This window comes from Cryobacterium melibiosiphilum (assembly GCF_003602235.1).
GTDB classification, from domain to species: Bacteria; Actinomycetota; Actinomycetes; order Actinomycetales; family Microbacteriaceae; genus Cryobacterium; species Cryobacterium melibiosiphilum.
The window spans coordinates 93,692-106,869 of record NZ_QZVS01000095.1 but is presented as its reverse complement, the minus strand read 5'-3'; the positions used below and the strand labels follow the sequence as shown (position 1 = coordinate 106,869).

At 67.3% G+C, this 13,178-nt stretch carries 12 protein-coding genes; 7 read left to right on the top strand and 5 right to left on the bottom strand.

Features of this window, described 5'->3' with window-relative positions; genetic code table 11:
• Positions 1 to 8: 8 nt before the first annotated feature.
• Positions 9 to 1,145 carry a PrpF domain-containing protein gene (locus D6T64_RS18900; RefSeq protein WP_119976221.1) on the bottom strand — a complete coding sequence of 379 codons (1,137 nt, stop codon included), beginning with the start codon at positions 1,143 to 1,145 and terminating at the stop codon, positions 9 to 11.
• 262 nt (positions 1,146 to 1,407) lie between these two features.
• Between D6T64_RS18900 and D6T64_RS18895 the strand changes: the two genes are divergently transcribed.
• The 5 genes from D6T64_RS18895 (at position 1,408) to D6T64_RS18875 (ending at position 6,164) form a co-directional block, all read left to right on the top strand.
• The gene (locus D6T64_RS18895) at positions 1,408 to 2,322 is read left to right on the top strand and encodes a LysR family transcriptional regulator (protein WP_119976220.1); all 915 of its coding nucleotides are present in this window, start codon (positions 1,408 to 1,410) and stop codon (positions 2,320 to 2,322) included.
• 147 nt (positions 2,323 to 2,469) lie between these two features.
• Positions 2,470 to 3,114, top strand: coding sequence for an ABC transporter permease (locus D6T64_RS18890; protein WP_119976219.1), 645 nt, complete (start codon positions 2,470 to 2,472; stop codon positions 3,112 to 3,114).
• The gene (locus D6T64_RS18885; RefSeq protein WP_119976218.1) at positions 3,111 to 4,412 is read left to right on the top strand and encodes a betaine/proline/choline family ABC transporter ATP-binding protein; all 1,302 of its coding nucleotides are present in this window, start codon (positions 3,111 to 3,113) and stop codon (positions 4,410 to 4,412) included. Before D6T64_RS18890 ends, D6T64_RS18885 begins: the two co-directional genes overlap by 4 nt.
• Complete coding sequence (locus tag D6T64_RS18880) at positions 4,409 to 5,197, top strand: ABC transporter permease (protein ID WP_233551412.1); 789 nt, start codon at positions 4,409 to 4,411, stop codon at positions 5,195 to 5,197. The genes D6T64_RS18885 and D6T64_RS18880 overlap by 4 nt, the downstream gene beginning before the upstream one ends.
• A gap of 40 nt (positions 5,198 to 5,237) precedes the next feature.
• Positions 5,238 to 6,164 carry a glycine betaine ABC transporter substrate-binding protein gene (locus D6T64_RS18875; protein ID WP_119976217.1) on the top strand — a complete coding sequence of 309 codons (927 nt, stop codon included), beginning with the start codon at positions 5,238 to 5,240 and terminating at the stop codon, positions 6,162 to 6,164.
• Positions 6,165 to 6,276: 112 nt separating this feature from the next.
• Here D6T64_RS18875 and D6T64_RS18870 read toward each other — a convergent pair whose 3' ends face one another.
• The gene (locus D6T64_RS18870; protein ID WP_158594924.1) at positions 6,277 to 7,131 is read right to left on the bottom strand and encodes a DeoR/GlpR family DNA-binding transcription regulator; all 855 of its coding nucleotides are present in this window, start codon (positions 7,129 to 7,131) and stop codon (positions 6,277 to 6,279) included.
• 172 nt (positions 7,132 to 7,303) lie between these two features.
• Between D6T64_RS18870 and D6T64_RS18865 the strand changes: the two genes are divergently transcribed.
• Both D6T64_RS18865 and D6T64_RS18860 read left to right on the top strand, forming a co-directional pair.
• Positions 7,304 to 8,701, top strand: coding sequence for an MFS transporter (locus D6T64_RS18865; protein WP_119976215.1), 1,398 nt, complete (start codon positions 7,304 to 7,306; stop codon positions 8,699 to 8,701).
• Between the two features lie 42 nt (positions 8,702 to 8,743).
• On the top strand, positions 8,744 to 10,255 hold the full coding sequence (locus D6T64_RS18860) for a mannitol dehydrogenase family protein (RefSeq protein ID WP_119976214.1): 1,512 nt from the start codon (positions 8,744 to 8,746) through the stop codon (positions 10,253 to 10,255).
• 76 nt (positions 10,256 to 10,331) lie between these two features.
• Here D6T64_RS18860 and D6T64_RS18855 read toward each other — a convergent pair whose 3' ends face one another.
• The 3 genes from D6T64_RS18855 to D6T64_RS18845 all read right to left on the bottom strand — a co-directional run bounded on the left by D6T64_RS18855 (position 10,332) and on the right by D6T64_RS18845 (position 13,112).
• Positions 10,332 to 11,072, bottom strand: a complete 741-nt coding sequence (locus D6T64_RS18855) for a hypothetical protein (protein WP_119976213.1) — start codon at positions 11,070 to 11,072, stop codon at positions 10,332 to 10,334.
• Positions 11,073 to 11,713: 641 nt separating this feature from the next.
• Positions 11,714 to 12,067 carry an MmcQ/YjbR family DNA-binding protein gene (locus tag D6T64_RS18850; protein ID WP_119976212.1) on the bottom strand — a complete coding sequence of 118 codons (354 nt, stop codon included), beginning with the start codon at positions 12,065 to 12,067 and terminating at the stop codon, positions 11,714 to 11,716.
• 10 nt (positions 12,068 to 12,077) lie between these two features.
• A complete protein-coding gene (locus D6T64_RS18845; protein WP_119976211.1) occupies positions 12,078 to 13,112 on the bottom strand; it encodes an LLM class flavin-dependent oxidoreductase in 1,035 nt (344 codons plus the stop codon).
• Positions 13,113 to 13,178 lie beyond the last annotated feature (66 nt).

Sequence of the window (13,178 nt, the reverse complement as noted above, 5' to 3'; positions counted from 1 at the left end):
CGGCGCGGTCACCAGACTTCCGGCAGCAGTAGCTCGGCGTTGGCCAGTCGACGCGCGCTGCGCACGGCCCCCACGACGGGGATGCCATCGACATCCTCGTAGAAGGTCTCCACCAGCCCGGCCGGGGTGCGCATGGTGAGCTGTGAGTCGGTGCGTGGCGCCGTCCGCCCGGTCGAACCACCGGCACCGGCGCCGACGAGTTCCCGGCTCAGTTCCCGGCTCAGTTCCCGCACGATGGTGCCGGCTTCGTGAGCAGCCATGGTGAGGGCGACGCTGCCGGTGATCGCGAGCGCCGGATGCAGCCTCCCCATGGAGAGCATGCTGACGGCGAAGTCGGCATCGTCACCGGCCCGTGTGCGGGCCACGAGGGCAACCTTGGGAATGGCCCGCGCCGCGGCATCCGTCGTGGCGGCCAAGCCCATGCGTACGGCGGCATCGCGGCGCAATCGCTCGAGGCCGGCCAGCAGAACGGAGTCGGCGTCGATGGCCGCCGGATCGTCGAGCCCGCCGAGGCCGATCTCGGCGGCGTCGATGATCACCACCGGGGCGCCGGCATCGATCAGGGTGACCCGCACCGGGCTGCCGTCGAAGGTCAGTTCGTCGACCGGATGACCGGTGGGGAACAGCCGCCCGGTGGTCTTGCCGGCCGGGTTGAAGAAACCGAGCCCGACCGGCATGCTCGGAAAGGGCACACCGGGGATCATCTGCGAGCCGGTGCGTTCGACCTCGCCATCCGGCGTCGGCACCCGCTGCAGAATCAGTTGGTTGGTGTTGGTATTGAGGGTGCGCACCGCGGTGGTACCGTTCTGCGCGGTCACCCAGCCGCGTTCGATCGCGTAGGGTCCGACGACGGCGGAGCAGTTACCGCAATTACTGCCCCAGTCGACCGTGTTCTCAGCAGTGCCCACCTGAGCGAAGGTGTAGTCGACGTCGACGTCGGGGTTCGCAGAGACGGAGAGAATGACGGCCTTGCTCGTCGTGGACGTGCCGCCGCCAATACCGTCCACCTGCCGTTCGTCGGGACTGCCGAAAAGACGCAGTAACACCTCATCGAGGGTCTTGCCCGCGACCTGTAGGTCTGCCCGTTCGAAGACCCAGCACTTGCTGGTTCCCCCGCGCATCCAGGTTGCCGGAATGCTTGCCATGATCGTCCTTACGCCAGTGTGAGTCGGTGCCGTTGACCGGCTTGTGTGGGCCGTTCGTTTCACCGATCCTGCGGGGATTTCGACTGAAACACAAACGTACTTTTATTCACGGCAGTAAAGTTTTACTTCAATCAATGTCGAGAAAACGCTTGTTTTTCCGGGCTCAGGGTCGGCAACCTTCTGTATAAGCGCACAAACTCGTGCTGCAACGATGCTGTAGCTTTGTTCAATACCCTGAAGTATCACTTCAGACGGGAGAGACATGCTGGACATTAGAAGACTCGCTCTGCTGCTCGATGTCGTCGAGCTCGGCTCCATCACGGCCGCAGCGGACAAGTTGGGCTACTCCCCCTCCGGGGTCTCGCAGCAGCTGCGACGCCTCGAGCAGGAGATCGGCCAGCCACTGTTGCAGCGGCAGACCCGAGGGATGGTTCCCACTGAGGCCCGCCACGTCCTTGCCGCCCATGCCCGCAAGATTCTGCGTCAGATGGACGCGGCCGAGGCCGATCTCGGCGAGATTGCCGGACTCGGCCGGGGCAATCTCGCCCTGGGCACCTTTCCGACCCTCGGTGGATCCTTCCTGCCGATCGTCATCAACACCTTCCGCAAGCAGTACCCCGCCATCGACCTGGATGTGCGCAGCAGCCGCTTCGAGCACCTGATCGAGATGCTCGAAAGCGGGCAGGTCGGCCTGTCGCTGCTCTGGGACTACGAATGGAACCGCATCGACCCCGAACGGTTTTCGCTGACCCCCGTTTTCGAAGACGCGACGGCGCTGATCGTGGCGAAGGATCATCCGCTGGCCCGGCGCAAACACATCAAGATGACCGAACTCGCCACGCAGGAATGGATCGTTCGCGGCGACAATCACCCCGTTGTCGAGGTGCTGCAACGCAGCTGCCAGGCAGCCGGCTTCTCACCCAAGATCGCCTTCCGCGCGAACGACTACCAGGAAGCGCAGGCCATGGTGAGCGCGGGGCTCGGAGTCGCCCTGGCGCCGCGCACGGCCGTGGTGAACAAGCATCCGGGAGTGAACATCGTGTCACTCGGGACCACCGCGCCGTCGCGGCAAATCCTGCTGGCACACCGGCATGACCGCGTGCGTGCGGCCGCCGAGGTCGCCTTTCAGGCGACGCTGCTCGAAGTCGCCAAGTTACACGCTGCCGAATTCCGCTAAGGCGGGAACCGACAGAGGCTGGATCTTCACGATGAGCTAGAGTTATAGACGGGCAACTTGCCTTTAAGTACTACTGATGCGTTCACACGCATCGGATCTTCGCCTGGCGTGGCCGGCTGAAACAGGCTCACGGGCGAAAGGACCAGCATGGATTTTGTCGAATTCCTGATCAACCGCGGGGACGACATGCTGCAACTCGGCCTCGAACACGCCGCCGTCGTCGGCGTCTCGGCACTCCTGGCCACCGCAATCGGCATGGGCCTCGGCGTCGCGAGCTACCGGCAGCCCCGCTCCCGCGAGGCGATCCTCGCGGTCACCGGGGCATTCCTGACCATCCCGTCGTTCGCGCTGTTCATCCTGCTGATCGGCCCGCTCGGCCTGGGCTTTCTGCCGGTCGTCGTCGCCCTCACCCTCTACGGCCTGCTGCCGGTCGTGCGCAACACCATCACCGGGCTGCGCGAGGTCGACCCGGCGATCGTCGAAGCGGCACTCGGCATGGGCATGAGCCGCGGCCAGGTGCTGCGGCAGATCGAGCTTCCGCTGGCCTGGCCCGTCATCATCACCGGCGTGCGTGTCACGACCCTCGTGCTGCTCGGAATCGCCGCGATCGGCTCGATCGTGCTCGGACCGGGCTACGGCGACCTGATCTTCACCGGCCTCGCCCGCGTCGGCACCCCGGTCGCCGTGAACCTCGTGCTGGCCGGCACCCTCGGCGTGGTCATCCTCGCCATCCTTTTCGACGTGCTGTTCTACGTCATCCGCAAGCTCACCACGTCCGAAGGAATCCGATGACACTCAGCACGAGCAGCACCGGCAGCACCGGCAGCACCGGCAAGGTCATGATTCGGCTCGAGAACCTCTCCAAACGCTTCCCGGGCCAGGCGACGGATGCCGTCTCCAACCTCTCCCTCGACATCTACGAGGGCGAGATCGTCGTGCTCGTCGGGCCGAGCGGCTGTGGCAAGACCACCACCATGAAGATGATCAACCGCATCGTCGAGCCCACGTCGGGCCGCATCATCCTCGACGGCGAAGACGTCACCACCACCGACCCCGATGCCCTGCGCCGCCGCATCGGCTACGTGATCCAGCAGGTCGGGCTATTTCCGCACCAGACCATCGGCGAGAACGTCGCGACCGTGCCGAAGCTGCTCGGCTGGGACAAAGCCCGCGTCGCCGCCCGCGTGGATGAGCTGCTGAACATGGTCAACATGGCGCCGGAAACCTTCCGCGACCGCTACCCGAAGCAGCTTTCCGGCGGCCAGCGCCAGCGCGTGGGCGTGGCCCGGGCGCTCGGCGCGAACCCCGACGTGATGCTCATGGACGAACCCTTCGGCGCCATCGACCCGATCACCCGCGACCGCCTGCAGAACGAGTTTCTGCGCCTGCAGCGCGAGGTGCGCAAGACGATCGTCTTCGTCACCCACGACATCGACGAGGCCCTGAAGATGGGCGACCGCATCGCCATCCTGCAGGGGCCGTCGCAGATCGCCCAGTACGACACCCCCGAGCAGATTCTGACCGCTCCGGCGAGCGACTTCGTCTCGGATTTCATCGGACGCGGCGCCACCCTCAAACGCCTCGACCTCAGCCACGTCTCCGACATCACCCTCACCCAGTGGCCCACCGTGCGGGTCGGCGCCGACAACGCCGAGGTGCTCGACGTGCTGCGCCGCTCGGACAAGGGCGCCGTGCTCGTGCTCGATGACGCCGACCGACCCCGCCGCTGGGTCGCCGCCGAGGATCTCGACCGCCATCCCGGACAGCCCCTCGACCAGATCGGACTCGTGCCCGAGGCCGTCGTCGAACCGCATGCCACCCTGAGCGACGCCCTGAACGAACTGATCGCGGCCCGGTTCAGCGTCAGCATCGTCGTCGATGCCCGCGGGGTCTACCAGGGCGTGGTCGACATCGACCAGATCACCGACGCCATCCGCTCGATGCGCAGCGCCGCCGTCGCCCGGGCACGCGCCCGCTTCACCGACGACCCCGCTACCGACCCCACTGTCGGCGCCCCCTCCGATCCCGCCGATCCCGCTGCCGATCCCACTGCCGATCCCGCTGCCGACGCCCCGGTGACCGCCTCGTGAGCACGGTCCTCCAGAATCCACGACCCGAGGTGCTGGCGCCTGAGCCCGAGCACACCGCGCGACGCTCGCTGGCCGGCTACCTCGCGATGCCGCTGATCCTCGCATCCGTCTGCCTGGGCCTGTACCTGTTCGTCACCGCGCAGGAGCTGGACTCGATCGAGACCCGCGCGCTGAATGCGACCGCGCTCGGCACCGCAGTGTGGCAACACATTCAGCTCACAGCAGTCTCGACGGTCATCACCCTGGCCGTCGCCGTGCCGCTCGGAGTGGTGCTGACCCGGCCGTTCGCCCGCCGGCTGCGCCCCTACCTGCTGACCCTGCTCACGATCGCCCAGGCCGTGCCGACGATCGCGGTACTCGTGCTGCTCGCCGTCGCGTTTTTGTCCCTCGGCTTCCAGGCTGCCGTCGTCGGCCTCGTCTTGTACGCGATCATCCCGGTGCTGCTCAACACGATGGTCGGGCTCGAGCAGGTCGACGAGTCCGTGCTCGAAGCCGGCCGCGGCATGGGCATGTCCGCCTTCGGAGTGCTGCGCCGCCTCGAACTTCCGCTGTCCGTGCCGATCATCCTCGCCGGGGTGCGTACCGCCCTGGTCATCAACGTGGGCACCGCGACCCTCACCACCTACATCAACGCCGGCGGCCTCGGCGACGTGATCGTCGCCGGCCTCAGCACCAACCGGGTGCTCGTGCAGGTGGTCGGCGCCGTGCTCACCGCGGTGCTGGCCCTGCTGATCGACTACCTCGCCGGCCTCGCCGAAGATTTCCTGCGCCCGCACGGGCTCTGATGACCCCGCTGGATCGATTCACCCCTACGAAAGAAGAAACATGAAGACCAAGGCCACCCTTCTCACGGCATTCGGTGCCGGCATGGCCGTTCTGCTCAGCGGATGCGGCGCCGCCGACACCGACACGGCCACCGGCACCGGGGAACTCGCCGGAATCGAGCTCGCGGTGGGTTCCAAGGAGTTCACCGAGTCCATCCTGCTGGGGCAGATCGCATCCGTCGCCCTCGAAAATGCCGGCGCGAGCGTGGATGACCGCACCGGCATCTCGGGCAGCGCGACCGTGCGCGAGGCCCTCGTCAGCGACGAGATCGACCTGTACTGGGACTACACCGGCACCGGCTGGGTCAACATCCTCGGCAACAGCACCGACGAAGTCCCCGACGACCTGTACGCCGCCGTCTCCGAGGCCGACGCCGCCAATGGCGTGGCCTGGCTCGAACCGGCCCCGTTCGAGAACACCTACCGAATCGCGGTTCCCACGGCCTTCGCGGAGGACAATGACCTCGTCACCATGAGCGACGCCGCCGCCTACATCGAGGCGAACCCGTCGGAGGCGGCCGTCTGCGCCGCCGCCGAGTTCATCAACCGCGACGACGGACTGCCGGGCCTGCAGACCGCCTACGGCTTCGAGTTCTCCGAGGTCGTGCAGCTCGACCTCAACCTGATCTACACGCAGGTCGGCGAGTCCTGCAACTTCGGCGAGGTCTTCTCGACGGATGCCCGCATCGTCTCGAACGACCTGGCCGTGCTCAGCGACGACCTGGGCTTCTTCGTGCAGTACCAGGGCGCGCTGACCCTGCGGCAGGAAACGCTCGACGCGAACCCCGCGATCGAGTCGATCATGGCGCCGATCAGCGCCGCGCTCACGAGCGAGGTCATCACCGTTCTCAACGGCCAGGTCGACAACGACGGCGAAGAGCCGCGCGACGTGGCGACCGAGTGGCTGACCGCCGAAGGCCTGATCTAGCCCGCTGGCCTTCGTTTAGTCCCCGCTGGGGTTGAGTTGCGGAAAACGCACCTTCGTTGTCGAAATGAAGGTGCGTTTTCCGTAGCTCAGCCCCCTGCCTCAGCCCCCTGCCTCAGCCGGGGGTCGGGACGTAGTGGATGCGCAGGGTGGGCACGCGCGCCGCGAGGGCGTCGAGGCCCGCGCGGTGCTCGGCGGCGAGTTCGGCGTTGACGACCACGTCGTCGAAGTCGGCCAGGTCCGCCACGTGGTACAGGCCCTTGCCCTCGAACTTGGTGTCGTCGAGCAGCAGAACCTTACGGTCGGCCCGCGCGAGCAGGGCCCGCTTCGTTTCGGCGGCCGCGGCATCCGGGTGGAACAGCGCGTCGTTCTTCAGTGCCGTGGTCGACACGAAGACCACGTCGGCCGAGACCCGGCCGAGCTGCTCCACGACGACGGCGCCGAGAAACGAGTCCGTCTCGTGCACGTACTGGCCGCCGAGGCCCACGAGGGTGATCTGCGGATGCGTCAGCGTCAGTTCGCGCATCAGCCCGAGCGCGTGGGTGACCACCGCGCTCGGTGCCCGCTCGGCGAGGTGGATGAGCATGGCCGCAACCGTCGTGGAGTCGTCGAAGGCCACGACATCGCCGGGCTGGATGAGCAGGGCCGCTTCGGCGGCGAGGGCCGCCTTCAGGGGCACCCGGGTCGTGCGGCGCAAGCGCACGTCCTGTTCGGCAAACGGATGCGCCTTCGCGCGCGCGCCGCCCCGCACCCGCTCGATGAGACCCTCGCGCGCGAGAAAGTCGAGGTCACGGTGAATTGTCATGGCGCTCACGCGAAAGGTCTCGACGAGTTCTTCCAGTCGCACGGGGCCGTGGGCCTCGATGTGGCGCACCAGCTCGCTGCGGCGTACCGGGGCGGTCAGGCCGTCGCGTGCTGAATCAGGGGCGGAGTCGGGGGCATCGTCGTCATTGACGGAGGCAAGCTTCATAGTCGCCATGATAGATGCCCGCGCGCTTCATGTTAAATCGGAGAAAGTATCCGCCTCTGACACGCAAGGATCTAACAGACTCGGTGTTAAATATGAAAGATCGTGTGTTAGTTTTGGTTCGCTCGATCACTGGTACCTCGTGATCACTGGACCCATCGTAAGGACGCGAAGAATGGCAGCTCCGGCTCTCACCCACCCAGCAGGCACGACCCACGCCGCCCCCGCAGGCACGATCGGCGGCACGGCCCGGGAAAGCCTGCTCGACCGAGTCGGCCTGCCGAAACCGCTGCTCTGGGGGTACATCGGGCTGGCGCTGTTCATGATCGGCGACGGCGTTGAAACCAACATCCTCTCGCCCTACCTCACCGGCGACCACGGCTTCAGCATTCCCCTCGTCGGCACCCTCGTCACCGTCTACGGCGTGGCCGTGGCGATCGCCGCCTTCCTCTCCGCCGCCCTCTCAGACCTTTGGGGCCCGCGCCGCGTGATGATGATCGGCGCCGCCATCTGGGTCGTCTTCAACCTGCTCTTTCTCACCGTCGCCCTCACCTCGAGCAACGTGATGCTGATCTTCATCACCTACGGCCTGCGCGGCTTCGGCTACCCCTTCTTCGCCTACGGTTTTCTGGTCTGGATCACGGCGACCGCGAACCCCAAGCACCTCGCGAGCTCCATCGGCTGGTTCTACGTCGCCTTCACCGCCGGACTCCCGACCCTCGGCGCCCTCGTCGCCACCGGCGCGCTCGACATCTTCCACCTGTCCATGTACGAAACCCTCTGGGTCTCCCTCGTGCTCGTCGTGGTCGGCGCCCTCGTCGCCTTCATCGGCGTGAAGGAGAAGATCGGCCGCCGGCCCCTCGTCGACAATCCCGAGGAGGTCGTCAAGGTTCTCACCTACGGCCTGAAATTGCTCGCGACCAAGCCCAAGGTGCTGCTCGTCATGCTCACCCGCATGATCAACTCCATCCCCACCTACGGCATGGCGATCTTCTTCCCGGCCCTGTTCGTCGACCGCTTCGACTGGACCATCGGCCAGTTCCTCATTCTCACCACCGTCATCTACGCGGTGAACATTCCCTTCAACCTCTTCTTCGGTGCGCTCGGCGACCGCTTCGGCTGGAGCCGCACCGTCACCTGGTTCGGCGCCGTGCTCTGTGCCGTCTCGATGATCGGCCTCTACGTCGTGCCCGTCTACGCCATCGAACAGGGCTGGCCCTTCGCCTACGGCCTCACGCTCATCGTCGGGGCCATCTTCGGCATCGGCCTGGCCGGTTTTGTTCCGCTGTCCGCCATCGCCGTCTCGCTCGCCCCGCAGCAGCCGGGCGCCGCAATGAGCTCCTACAACCTCGGCATCGGCGCGGCCGTGTTCGCCGGCCCGCTGCTCGTCGCCCTGCTCTACGGCACCCTCGGCGCGCTCGGACTCGTGGTGCTCTTCGCCGCGCTGTACCTCGTGGCCGCGGTGATGGCATCCGTCTTGCGCGGAACGCAGCCCGGCTTCCACGGCGTGCCAGCCCGTATCCCGATGGATGACGCCCCCGCCCTCGCCCCCGCCGGTACCCGGCAGCACTGACCCACTTTCGAAACACCTCGTACGACTGAATCGAGATCCGCCATGACCACTCTCACCCTTCCCGGCATCGCCCTCACCACGGATGCCCTTCCCGCCCTCGCCGCCACCGTGCGGGTTCCCGCCTACGACCGCACCGCGCTCACGGCCGGCATCATGCACTTCGGTGTCGGCGGCTTCCACCGCGCCCACCAGGCGCTCATGATCGACGACCTGCTCAGCAGCGACGACCCCGAGACGCAGGGCCTCGCCCGCGACTGGGCTATCTGCGGCATCGGCGTGCTGCCCGGCGACGCCCACATGCGCGATGTGATGGCCGCCCAGAACGGCCTCTACACCCTCGTCGAAAAGCACGCCGACGGACACCTCGAAGGTCGCGTCATCGGCTCGATCATCGACTACATGTTCGCGCCCGACGACGTCGAAGCCGTCATCGAGCGGATGTCCAGCCCCGAGGTGAAAATCGTCTCCCTGACCGTGACCGAGGGCGGCTACAACATCAACCCGGTGACCGGGGCTTTTGACATCGGCAACGCCCAGGTCCAGGCCGACCTCGTGCCCGGCGCCGCCCCCGCCACGGTCTTCGGCATCACCGTCGAGGCGTTGCGTCGCCGCCGCGACCGCGGCGTGACCCCGTTTACCGTCATGTCCTGCGACAACCTTCAGAACAACGGCGAGGTCGCCCACCGCACCTTCCTGGCATTCGCCACCGCCCGTGACACCGAACTCGCGGCCTGGATCGACGCGAACGTGAGCTTTCCGAACAGTATGGTCGACCGCATCACCCCCGGCACGACGGATGCCGACCGCGCCCTCGTCGCCGAAACCTTCGGCGTGATCGACGCCTGGCCCGTGGTCTGCGAGCCCTTCTTCCAGTGGGTGCTGCAGGACTCCTTCACCGACGGCCGCCCGCCCTACGAGCAGGTGCGCACCCAGCTGGTCGCCGACGTCGAGCCCTACGAACTCATGAAACTGCGTCTGCTCAACGCCAGCCACCAGGGCCTGTGCTATTTCGCACACCTCATGGGCTACCGGCTCGTGCACGACGCCGCCGCCGACCCGCTCATCGCCGGATTCCTGCGCGCCTACATGGACCGCGAGGGCACCCCCACCCTCAAGCCGGTTCCCGGCATCGACCTCGAGGCCTACAAGAGCGAACTCATCGCGCGGTTCTCCAACCCGAACGTGCGCGACACCGTCGCCCGGCTCTGCAATGAGACCTCCGACCGCATCCCGAAGTGGCTCGTGCCCGTGATCGTCGACCAGCTCGCCGCCGGCCGCTCGGTTGAGCTCTCGGCGGCCATCGTCGCCAGCTGGGCACGCTACGCCGAGGGAACGGATGAGCAGGGTCAGCCCATCGAGGTCGCCGACCGCCTGCGTGACCGCGTCATGCTCAATGCCGCGGGATTCGCCGCCGACCGGCACTCTTTTCTGCAGGATCGCGACCTCTTCGGCGACCTCATCGACAATGCCACCTTCGTGGCGGCCTACGACCGTGCGCTCGAGCTGCTGCACACGGTCGGCGCCCGCGAGACCCTGGTCGCCCTGCTGAAGTAGCACTCGGCACCACCCCTGCCGCTGAGGTGCGGACTTCGTGCCGTCGTTGGCCGCGCGAAGGCACGAACTCCGCACCTCACCCACGCGGCATCCGCTGACCAGACCAACCGCGAGCCCGCAAGCGGCGCTCGATGCGGTTCACGAGCTCGACCGGGGCAGCAAGGTCATCATCGGTGAACTGCTGCATGAGCCAATCGTTGTCCTCGAGCGTGCCGAGACGACGGATGTCGCGGCGCCACTGCCCCCGATCGGTGCGGTGGTAGTCCCCCTGATACTCGAGAAGTGACCGGTATTCGCGATACACGAGGTCGCCCCGCGCCAGAAACAGCCCGTGCGCATCGTAGATAGTGGCGTTGCACTCCGGTTCGGGCAGCCCGGCTTCCACAATGACGACCCGCAGCAGCGACTCCCGCCGGGACTCGGCGCCGTCGCGCAGCAGGGGCAGGGCGCGGCGGGCGGTGACCAAGCCGCGCCGACCGGGGTAGTGGGCGAGGGCATCCGTCAGCGCAGTGAGGGTCGTGAGTGGATGCCGCCGCGACAGCAGGTAGTCTCCCGCCGCCACAAGGTCTGCGAGGTCGAGCACTGCCGCGAGGTCCATCCAGGTGCGGGCCGGCCCGGTGATCGGCAGCCCCCGCCAGAGGATGATTTCGGCGGGCTCGATCGTGAGCCGATGTCCGACGATATCGCGGGCGTCGGGCGCGCGAGCCGGGTCGACGACGCTGACGTGCAGTGGCAGCGCGAGCTCCCGACGTGCGGGCAGCGGAATGCCGAGGAGCTGCGCGGCGGTCTGGTGACTGAAGAAAGCGTTGGCGGGCATCCGCGGCCTCACAGCGCGGCAATATTCGGCGGTGGAGCGGTCAAAAGGAACCTGCGACCGGATGCCCCACCATGGCCTGGCGAGATCGCCCCCGTCGAGCCGCGACCGGCCTGCGCCCGCCGTGTAGCCGTCGCGCACTCGAAACGGCGTGCCTCGGAGCTCGTCTGGAAGGGGGATGCGTGAGGTCATGCACTGAGGATGCTCTGCTGCCCGCCCAGCCAGGAGGTTATCAACAGGGTGAGTTCGGCGGGGTCCCTGTTAGGGCCCGCGCACTCAGCTGAGGTGCGGACTTCGCACCCTTATTTGGAGAACGAAGGCACGTTTTCCGCACCTCACCGAGGCCGCCCACAAACCTCGCGGAGTGAGACCCTGAGGTGCGGACTTCGTGCCTACGTGGGGTGTGCCAAGGCACGTTCTCCGCACCTCACCCAACACCCCGCGCCCCGCGCCCCGCCGCAGGACGCCACCCCGCGCCCCGCCGAAGGACGCCACCCCGCAGCGGCGCCACGGCAACATCAGTGGCGAGGTGCGGACTTCGTGCGCCCGGGGCACCCGCAAAGGCACGTTTTCCGCACCTCAACCCACATCCCACGCCCCACGCCCCACGCCCCACGCCCCACGCCATGCTGGTGCCGAGGGAGCTACTTTTCGCGCGGGGCGCGCGGCACTGTGGGGCGCACGAGCGCGTGGCTGTCCCGCACCAGCTGCTCGACCAGCTCGTGAGGAACCCCGCCATCGAGCACGACCGTGATCCAGTGCTTCTTGTTCAGGTGATATCCCGGGGTGATCAGCGCAGGAAACTCCTCGCGCAGCGCTCGGCTCTCCTCGGGGTCGCACTTGAGCGACACCGTGAACGGGTCGCCCGCGAGGGCGCTCAGCGCGAAGATCTTGTTGTTGCCGCTGGTCTTGAAGACGCTCGTCTCCTCGCCGAACGGGAACGTCTCGATCGCCTGCGGCAGGCTCAGGCAGAGGTCGACCAGGGCATCGGGGGTCATGCCCACGAGACTAGGCGCCCGCGCCCGCTCCCACCAGTTGCGGCTCCGTCATCTCCGCCACGCCCATCGCCTGCGCCGTCAGCACCACCGACCGCAGCCGGGCGTCAATCTGCTGCGACGCGTGCGCGATGATCAGCTCGTCGGCCCCGGTCTCGGCGGCGAAATCGGTCAGGAAGGTACCCACCTCGCCCGCCGTGCCGACCGCGGTGTAGCGCATCATATTGGCGATCTGGTGTCCGTTCGGGGTGGTGAGAAAGTCGTCGATCTGGGCGTCGGTGTATTCGGGGTTCGCCGGGCCACGCGCCATCATGCTGCGCACCCGGGAGCGACGCATCGTCTGGAACTGGGCCTGCGCATCCGCTGCCTCATCGGCCGCGATCGCATTGACGGCCACGATCAGGTGCGGCGCGGCCAGCTGCGCCGACGGCACGAAGTCACGGCGGTAGAGCGCGATCGCCTCGTGCAGCGAGTCCGGCGCGAAGTGCGAGGCGAAGGCGTAGGGCAGGCCGAGCGCGGCGGCCAGGCCCGCGCCGAACAGTGAGGAACCCAGAATGTACAGCGGCACGTTGGTGCCGGCGCCGGGCACCGCGCGCACGCCCGGAACGATGGACTCGTCGCGCAGATAGGCCTGCAGCTCCATCACGTCCTGTGGAAACTGGTCCGACGCGCGGGCATCACGGCGCATCGCACGGGCGGTGGTCTGGTCACTGCCGGGCGCGCGCCCGAGGCCCAGGTCGATGCGGTCGGGGTAGAGCTCGGCCAGCATGCCGAACTGCTCCGCGATCGCGAGCGGCGAGTGGTTCGGCAGCATCACTCCGCCCGATCCCAGACGGATGCTCCGGGTCTGCCCCGCCACATGGCCCACCAACACGCTCGTCGCCGACGACGCAATGGTCGGCATGTTGTGGTGTTCGGCGTACCAGACCCGCGTGTACCCGTGCTTTTCGGCGGTCTGGGCGAGCGCGACACTGGCGGCGTAGCTCTGCCCAACGGTCTGCCCGGGGGCGATCGGGGCGAGGTCAAGAATGGACAGCGGAATCGTCATACTGGGCCTAACCGCGCAGCACCACAAATCGTTACCGCAGGCGCCGACTTGCGGCCAAGTTGCGCT

What these genes read in the sequence shown, in the direction of transcription:
- D6T64_RS18900 (WP_119976221.1), bottom strand. Translation starts at nt 1,145, where the DNA reads ATGGCAAGCATTCCGGCAACCTGGATGCGCGGGGGAACCAGCAAGTGC.
- D6T64_RS18895 (WP_119976220.1), top strand. Translation starts at nt 1,408, where the DNA reads ATGCTGGACATTAGAAGACTCGCTCTGCTGCTCGATGTCGTCGAGCTC.
- D6T64_RS18890 (WP_119976219.1), top strand. Translation starts at nt 2,470, where the DNA reads ATGGATTTTGTCGAATTCCTGATCAACCGCGGGGACGACATGCTGCAA.
- D6T64_RS18885 (WP_119976218.1), top strand. Translation starts at nt 3,111, where the DNA reads ATGACACTCAGCACGAGCAGCACCGGCAGCACCGGCAGCACCGGCAAG.
- D6T64_RS18875 (WP_119976217.1), top strand. Translation starts at nt 5,238, where the DNA reads ATGAAGACCAAGGCCACCCTTCTCACGGCATTCGGTGCCGGCATGGCC.
- D6T64_RS18870 (WP_158594924.1), bottom strand. Translation starts at nt 7,131, where the DNA reads ATGAAGCTTGCCTCCGTCAATGACGACGATGCCCCCGACTCCGCCCCT.
- D6T64_RS18865 (WP_119976215.1), top strand. Translation starts at nt 7,304, where the DNA reads ATGGCAGCTCCGGCTCTCACCCACCCAGCAGGCACGACCCACGCCGCC.
- D6T64_RS18860 (WP_119976214.1), top strand. Translation starts at nt 8,744, where the DNA reads ATGACCACTCTCACCCTTCCCGGCATCGCCCTCACCACGGATGCCCTT.
- D6T64_RS18855 (WP_119976213.1), bottom strand. Translation starts at nt 11,072, where the DNA reads ATGCCCGCCAACGCTTTCTTCAGTCACCAGACCGCCGCGCAGCTCCTC.
- D6T64_RS18850 (WP_119976212.1), bottom strand. Translation starts at nt 12,067, where the DNA reads ATGACCCCCGATGCCCTGGTCGACCTCTGCCTGAGCCTGCCGCAGGCG.
- D6T64_RS18845 (WP_119976211.1), bottom strand. Translation starts at nt 13,112, where the DNA reads ATGACGATTCCGCTGTCCATTCTTGACCTCGCCCCGATCGCCCCCGGG.